A 6758-nucleotide genomic window follows, 5' to 3' on the forward strand; every position below is an offset into this window, starting at 1 on the left:
AGTCACCGGCCTCATCACCGGCATCCCCGAGGAGGCACCGTCCACCGTCATTCCCATCACCCTCACCGCCTTCAACAGCGTGAACAGCGATACCGTCGAGACCAATCTCTTCATCCACGGTCTCGGCACGAAGACCGGCATCTTCACCGGTCCGCTGGGCAGGAGTGCCGCCCTCAATCAGGGGCTCGGCGGGCGCATCGACCTCGTCATCACCGCGAATGGCAGCTTCTCCGGCACCCTCACTCTGGGTGCCCTCAAGCACAGCTTCAAATCACGCATCGTCACCGCCACCACGAATCTCACCCAGGCCACCGCCAGATTCGATGTCGCCCGAGGCAAAGACACCCCCGTCCGTGTCGATCTCCTCCTCACCGATGCCGGCCTCATGTCCGGCACGCTGACCTTGGGTGCCAGCACCCTCGACTTTGATGGCTGGAAAGTGCCCTGGACCAAAACCGCTCCCGCCACCGCCTACGTCGGCACCCAGGCACCCGTCGGCACTTACAACTTCGCCCTCCCCATGCCGCCCGAGCCAGCACTCGCGGATGTCAGCAGTCCCCAGGGCACCGGCTTCGGCACCTTCATCGTCACGCGTGACACCGGCATCACCACCATCACCGGCAGACTCCCGGATGACAGCACCTACACCGCCTCCAGCGCCGTGGGAGCTCTGGGTCAAATGGTCGTCTTCACCCCCCTCTACACCGCGACAAACCTCGGCTCCCTCCAGGGTCAGCTCGACATCGCCCCTGCCACGAATCCCGATGACAACACCCTCGACGGCCCGATCTCCTGGTGGCGTCCCACCTTCACCGCCGCCGCCAAACAGCGGCTCGATCCCGATGGCTTCGAAGACGCTGTCGTCCTCGAAGCCGATGGCGCGCGCTACATCGCCCCCGTCGCCCCGGAACTCGTCCTCGGTCTCGCGGAGGCCGGTCCAAACACCGCCAGCCTCAGCTTCCTCCACGGCGGCATCGGCTCACCACCGCCCACGCCGGACATCACCCTCACCCTGGGCAAAGCCAGCGCCGTCACCTATCCAGCCCTGAATCCGCGCAAGACCACGCTCAGCTTCGTCCCCGCCAAAGGCACCTTCACCGGTACCTTCACGCTTGAAGACAATGACCCGCTCGATCTCCGCCCACCTCCAGCCATCTTGAAAAAGCTCCCCCGCAAAGTCACCTTCAACGGCCTCCTCGTGCTCACCGCCGCCGGCTGGCAGGGCGTCGGCAGCTTCCAGCTCCCCGAGCTTCCCGACGTCACCGGCGAGACCCTCACCACCACGCCCGTCCACGCGGGTGCAGTGCAGATCATCCCCACCGCCGCCCCATAGGCCAGAGCACCCTCGAGAGTTGGCCTGCATTTCACACTCCAAGAGGACAGCGCGTCGCCCTGTTTTTGTGGCCGTCTCGCGGTGGTGCTCAGTGCTTTCCAAGTCTCCCCCACTACCTCCGCAGAGCCGAGATCAGTTCATCCAGCTTGTTGGCGATCAACTGCATCTCCCCCTGGCTCGGTGGATCACTCACCGCCAGCCCCAGCGTGCTCACACCGTTCGTGTTACTGCTGGTCTGGCTCAGCGCACCCGTGATGGCATTCCCCAGGTCCGACTGCGACACCTCACCGGCCGGCCCCTGATCCCCGGTCGCACCCACCGTCCCCTGCGGAAGGCTGAAGCTCAGGGAGAACGGGGTCAGGGGAGAACGGGGGAGAACGGGGTCAGGGTGCAACTCATTGACAGGCTTTGATCCTTCGTTGAGAACGATGGTATGGCACGCAGCATTCGTATTCAGGCCGCAGGGGCTTTTTATCACGTCATGGCCCGGGGGAACCGGCGGGAGGACATTTTTCATGATGACGATGACCGGCGGTTCTTTCTCCACACGCTGAGCCAGGCCTGTGACATGACGGGCTGGCGGGTTCATGCCTGGGTGCTGATGAGCAACCATTACCATCTCTTCATCGAGACGCCGGAGCCGAACCTCGTAGCGGGGATGTCCTGGCTGCAGAACACCCTCACGCGCCGCTACAATGTGCGTCACCGGAAATGGGGGCGGTTGTTTGGCGACCGCTACAAGGCGGTGGTCGTGGAAGGGCAGGATCGCTACCATTACCAGACGCTGATGGACTACATTCACCTCAATCCAGTGAGAGCGCGGATGATCCAGCCCAAGAAGGGGCAGAGTGTGCTGGACTATCCCTGGAGCAGTCTGGCGAGCGCCTATGCGATGTTGCCGAAACGGAGGGCGAAGTGGCTGGCGGCTGAGGCTGGGTTCAAGGCCTTTGATCTGGAGGACACGGTGTCAGGGCGCAGGAAGATGGCGGAGAGGTTGGATCGCCGGGCGGTGGAGGAGGAGATCAAAAACTGCGGTGTGCCGGCGCTGTCTGATGAGGTGGACACGCGGTGCAGTCATCTGCGCCGGGGATGGTTTTGGGGGACGCAGGCTTTTGGGGAGAGGATGAGGAAGCTGGCCTTGGCGCTTCTGAAGAAAGAGGGCGCGCCGAAGTCGCGAGGCTACCGCAAGCAGGTGTCGGTGAGAGAGCATGGGGAGAAACAGGCGGCGGTCTGGCTGGTGGAAGGTCTGAAGGCGGCAGGCTTGAAGCGTGGCGAACTGGCCGGGGTGAAGGGATCAGATCCGAGAAAGGTGCTGCTGGCGGACCTGCTGTGGAGACGGATGGTGGTGTCGCAAGAATGGCTGGCGGAGAAGCTGGTGATGAAATCGGCGGCGAATGTGAGTCAGCAAATCCGGCGACTGGAGAGGAAGAAAGCGCTGGCAGGAGTGCCTGATACGCTGAGGATGTTCTTGGATGAAACGGATGCCCACACCACTTGAAAAATCCGGTGAACTGTCAAGCAGTTGCACCCTGACCCCGTTCTCCCCGTTCTCCCCCCGTTCTCCCCCGGCAGGGCGCGGATGACGTGCTTCATCTCCAGGCGCATGAGGGTGACGTTGACGGTGCCGGGCATGAGGCCGGAGCGGGTGATGAGGTCGTTGATGTGGCGCTATTCATTGTCGATGGGACAAGGAAGCAAGAAAGGGACAGACACTCTATCCAGATCGCTGTCTCTCACAGCCTCCTGAGGCAAACCCGGAAGCCAATGCTGGGATGGCGGTAGGTCTTCTCGTCGTAGTGGCCGGAGGATGCAGTGCAGCAACTTGCGCCATCGCTGTAGCAGCCACCACGATATCTTCGATTCCGGCCCTGATTACCCCCGTCTTCACACCATTCCGAGACATTGCCATGCATGTCGTGTAAGCCCCAGGCGTTAGGTTCTTTCAGGCCGACAGCATGGGTATTATAGCCGCTGTTGCCGCAACACCATGCCATCTGATGCGCATTGCCTCCCATGCCGTTTGCCATCAGGCCAAAGCGGCTGGTGGAACCTGCGCGGCAGGCATACTCCCACTGTGCCACCCAGGGCAGTGCAAACTCCAGGCCTTTAGGAAGCAGCTCGTTGAGACCCGTCTCCTTACATAAGGCATTGAGTTTAGAGCAAAAAGCCGTGGCATCTTCCCATGACACGCGTTCGACAGGATGATTTTCGGCTTTACTGCCGCGAATGGTCTGAAGCCAGCGCTGTGTGAAGAGAATCCTGTCGGCTTTCCAATGGCTCGGATTAGTGCCCATGATGGCTTGATACCAGCGCTGCGTCACGGGAAATCGGCTCATGTAGTAGAGCTCATCAACGCTCACCCTCGCAGCTTCTTCGGGCATCACGCTGCCAGGGATGATAGGCACCATGGAAGCGATGATCTCACGCATACGAGCGATCTGTTCCTCTCGTGACATGGTTAGGCAGTCAAAGTTGCTGTCTTTGGAATTGTCAGTGTTCGGAATCATGGGAGCAGAGTAGTAAAAGGGCCTGGCATTGCAAGACTCGGCGAGCGCAGTTGTCTGTCCCTTTATCGCTACTATCGGAGTGGGGTTCAAAGCCCAGGCCGCCCAGACGTGCCACCCCATTCACAACTCACACCAGCCGCACATAGCGCCGCCCGGGCAGGGCGCGGATGACGCGCTTCATCTCCAGGCGCATGAGGGTGACATTGACGGTGCCGGGCATGAGGCCGGAGCGGGTGATGAGGTCGTCGATGTGGCGCTCCTCGTTGTCGATGGCGTTGAAGAGGATCTCTTCATCCAGGGTCATGGTGACAATGGGCCTGGGGGCCTCCAGCGGCGGTGGTTTCGGGGCGGTGGGGAAGAGGGCCGTCAAATCATCGAGCACGTCGCCGCCATCCATGACGAGCTTGGCGCCCTGCTGGATGAGGCGGTTGCAGCCTGCGGAGGTGGGTTTGTCGATGGGGCCGGGCACGGCATAGACGGTGCGGCCCTGCTCGGTGGCCTGCTGGGCGGTGATGAGGGAGCCGCTCTTCAGCGGGGCCTCTCGGGTGCTCACCCCCGCTTCAGACCCGCCACCAGCTTCTCTCCCGCCGCACGCAGCGTCTCCTCCTTCTTGGCGAAGTGGAAGCGGATGTAGCGGTGCTCGGGTTCGCGGAAGAAGCTGCTGCCGGGCACGCCGGTGATGCCGACTTCCTTGGTCATCCACTCTGCCGCCTCCGTGTCTGTCTTGAAGCCCAGCGATGAGATGTCCAGCAGCGTGTAGTAGGCCCCCTGTGGCTCGGTGAAGGGCAGGCCGGTCTGGCGCAGGTAGTCGAGGAAGACATCCCGCTTCGCATCATACGCGCTTTGCAGTTCGGTGTAGTAGCTGTCCGGGAACTCCAGTGCTGTCACGGCGGCCTCCTGCAAAGGGGCGGCAGCTCCGACGGTGAGGAAGTCATGCACCTTCCGTGCCCGTGAAATCAGATGCTCCGGCGCAAACACATGCCCGAGACGCCAGCCGGTGATGGAATACGTCTTCGACAGCGAGCCACAGCTCAGGGTGCGCTCCCACATGCCCGGCAGGGTGGCAAAGTAGGTATGCTCATGCGGTGCATAAACGATGTGCTCATAGACCTCGTCCATCAGCACAAAGGTGTCATACTCCTCCGCCAGTCCGGCGATGAAGAGCAGCTCCTCGCGGGTGAAAACCTTCCCGCTGGGATTTGCCGGATTGCAGATCACGATGGCCTTCACGCCGGAGGCAAAGGCCTGGCGGAGTTCTGCGCGGTCAAAGGTGAAGTCCGGTGCATGAAGCGGCACATGCACGGGGATCGCCCCCGTCAGGATCGCATCCGCCGCATAGTTTTCGTAGAAGGGGGAGAAGACGATCACCTTGTCCCCCGGATCACAGGCCGTCATCATGGACACCATCATCGCCTCCGTGCTGCCGCAGGTGACCACGAGATGGCGGTCGGGATCGATTTCCAGTCCGCTGAAGTGCTGATGCTTCTTTGCCAGCGCCTGCCGGAAACGCGGCGCGCCCCAGGTCACCGCATACTGATGAAACGGCCCGCGAATCGCCACCGCCAGCGCATCGATCAACTCCACTGGCGGATCGAAGTCGGGAAACCCCTGCGCCAGATTGATGGAACCATGGCGGTTGGAAAGGCGGGTCATCTCGCGGATGACAGATTCGGTGAAGACTTCGAGTCGGCGGGCAGGCTGGGGCATGGCGTGTCCCGATAAAAAGGATTTCCGCTTTGGCAGGACTTTTTTTGCGGGCCAGCGAGCAGGGACAGAACGCGGCGCGAGGCTTGCTCCGCGGCCACTCGGACCTCGCGCCACTCCACTAGGTCGAAACGAGTGGGACTTTCATACGAGCCGATGCCGAGCGCAAAGCGCCTGTCCGGGCCATGCCAACCCCAGGGAATCGGGATCGAAAGCGGCTGCCCTGCGATGTCGAATTCCTTCTTGAACTCGCCATCCACACTGACCCTCACACGGCCTGGACGCACCTCGACGAGCATTTCGTAGCTGCGGCCGTTCTCCAGCGGAAAACGGAAGCCGTAGCCGTCCATGAGCGACTTTTCGCCGATCATCTGCACCCCCGCCAGCCCCTCGTCCCAGGCATCGAGATCACAGCAGCCGAGCGTGCCGTTGGCGGTGAAAAACAGCGCCACGGAATGCTCGCCGCCCAGGCGCGTGAACCGCAGGCGTGCATCATAGAAGGGAGGCAGTTCCCTTTCCAGGATCACAGCGCAGATCTGCTCGTTGGAGGTGAGTACGCCATGGCCGTCCTTCCGCCAGTCACCGCCGATCACATCCTCATAGACCCGCACGCCAGCCAATCCATCGTGCCACGGCCCTGGCAGCGGCGGGTCGGGCACGGTCTTGGCCTGCTCCGCCTGCCACATCCACAGCGCCGCGCCAGCCATGATGAAAAGGGAAGCGCCGAGCAGCCAGGGCCACAGCGCCCGACGTGTCACTGGCGCTTCATGCAGCGCAAGAATGAAGACCGCGACACTGGCGAACCGCTCCGCTGGATTGGGTCGGAGTGCGCGCATCACCGTGGCGCTTACGTGCAGTGGAATTTCGGCCCGCAGCCGGTGCGGAGGATCAAAACTACCGCGTGGCGTCTGCCCCGTGAGCAGTTCATAAGCGATGACGCCGAGGGCATACACATCGAGCCGGGTGTCGAGGTCGCCGCCTTTGAGCTGCTCCGGTGCCATGTAGTCCACCGTGCCCACCGTTGTTCCTGCCAGGGTGAGCCGAGTGGTCCCTTCGTGCAGCGGCAGCGCCAGTCCAAAGTCGGTCACGCGGGCCATGCCATCTCGGTCGATGAGCACATTTTCCGGCTTCATGTCACGGTGGATCACCCCGGAGGCATGGGCGGCCTCCAATCCGGCGGCGATTTGCCGCAGAATGCGCAGCGCCTCCGCCAG

The 6758-nt window shown here is 62.3% G+C and carries 8 protein-coding genes; 2 read left to right on the plus strand and 6 right to left on the minus strand.

Going from position 1 to position 6758, the window contains the following annotated elements; all coding sequences use genetic code 11:
* A partial coding sequence (locus AC6FTP_RS24550; protein WP_497209543.1) for a hypothetical protein occupies positions 1 to 1333 on the plus strand: 1333 nt, incomplete at its 5' end.
* A gap of 112 nt (positions 1334 to 1445) precedes the next feature.
* Here the strand turns inward: AC6FTP_RS24550 and AC6FTP_RS24555 are convergent.
* On the minus strand, positions 1446 to 1616 hold the full coding sequence (locus AC6FTP_RS24555; RefSeq protein ID WP_497209544.1) for a hypothetical protein: 171 nt from the start codon (positions 1614 to 1616) through the stop codon (positions 1446 to 1448).
* Positions 1617 to 1766: 150 nt separating this feature from the next.
* Between AC6FTP_RS24555 and AC6FTP_RS24560 the strand changes: the two genes are divergently transcribed.
* Positions 1767 to 2831 carry a transposase gene (locus tag AC6FTP_RS24560; RefSeq protein WP_497209545.1) on the plus strand — a complete coding sequence of 355 codons (1065 nt, stop codon included), beginning with the start codon at positions 1767 to 1769 and terminating at the stop codon, positions 2829 to 2831.
* On the opposite strand, the gene AC6FTP_RS24565 is transcribed toward AC6FTP_RS24560, so the two are convergent.
* From AC6FTP_RS24565 to AC6FTP_RS24585, 5 genes are all read right to left on the minus strand, one after another.
* On the minus strand, positions 2735 to 2995 hold the full coding sequence (locus tag AC6FTP_RS24565; RefSeq protein WP_497209550.1) for a DprA-like winged helix domain-containing protein: 261 nt from the start codon (positions 2993 to 2995) through the stop codon (positions 2735 to 2737). The genes AC6FTP_RS24560 and AC6FTP_RS24565 overlap by 97 nt on opposite strands.
* Positions 2996 to 3066: 71 nt before the next feature.
* Positions 3067 to 3762, minus strand: a complete 696-nt coding sequence (locus tag AC6FTP_RS24570) for a formylglycine-generating enzyme family protein (protein ID WP_497209546.1) — start codon at positions 3760 to 3762, stop codon at positions 3067 to 3069.
* Between the two features lie 205 nt (positions 3763 to 3967).
* On the minus strand, positions 3968 to 4393 hold the full coding sequence (locus tag AC6FTP_RS24575; RefSeq protein WP_497209547.1) for a DNA-processing protein DprA: 426 nt from the start codon (positions 4391 to 4393) through the stop codon (positions 3968 to 3970).
* Positions 4390 to 5547 carry a pyridoxal phosphate-dependent aminotransferase gene (locus AC6FTP_RS24580; RefSeq protein WP_497209548.1) on the minus strand — a complete coding sequence of 386 codons (1158 nt, stop codon included), beginning with the start codon at positions 5545 to 5547 and terminating at the stop codon, positions 4390 to 4392. The genes AC6FTP_RS24575 and AC6FTP_RS24580 overlap by 4 nt, the downstream gene beginning before the upstream one ends.
* Positions 5490 to 6758, minus strand: a 1269-nt coding sequence (locus AC6FTP_RS24585) for a serine/threonine-protein kinase (RefSeq protein ID WP_497209549.1), incomplete at its 5' end; no start/stop codon positions are given. The genes AC6FTP_RS24585 and AC6FTP_RS24580, both read right to left, overlap by 58 nt.

Source organism: Prosthecobacter sp., assembly GCF_044378005.1.
In the GTDB taxonomy this organism is placed as follows: domain Bacteria; phylum Verrucomicrobiota; class Verrucomicrobiia; order Verrucomicrobiales; family Verrucomicrobiaceae; genus Prosthecobacter.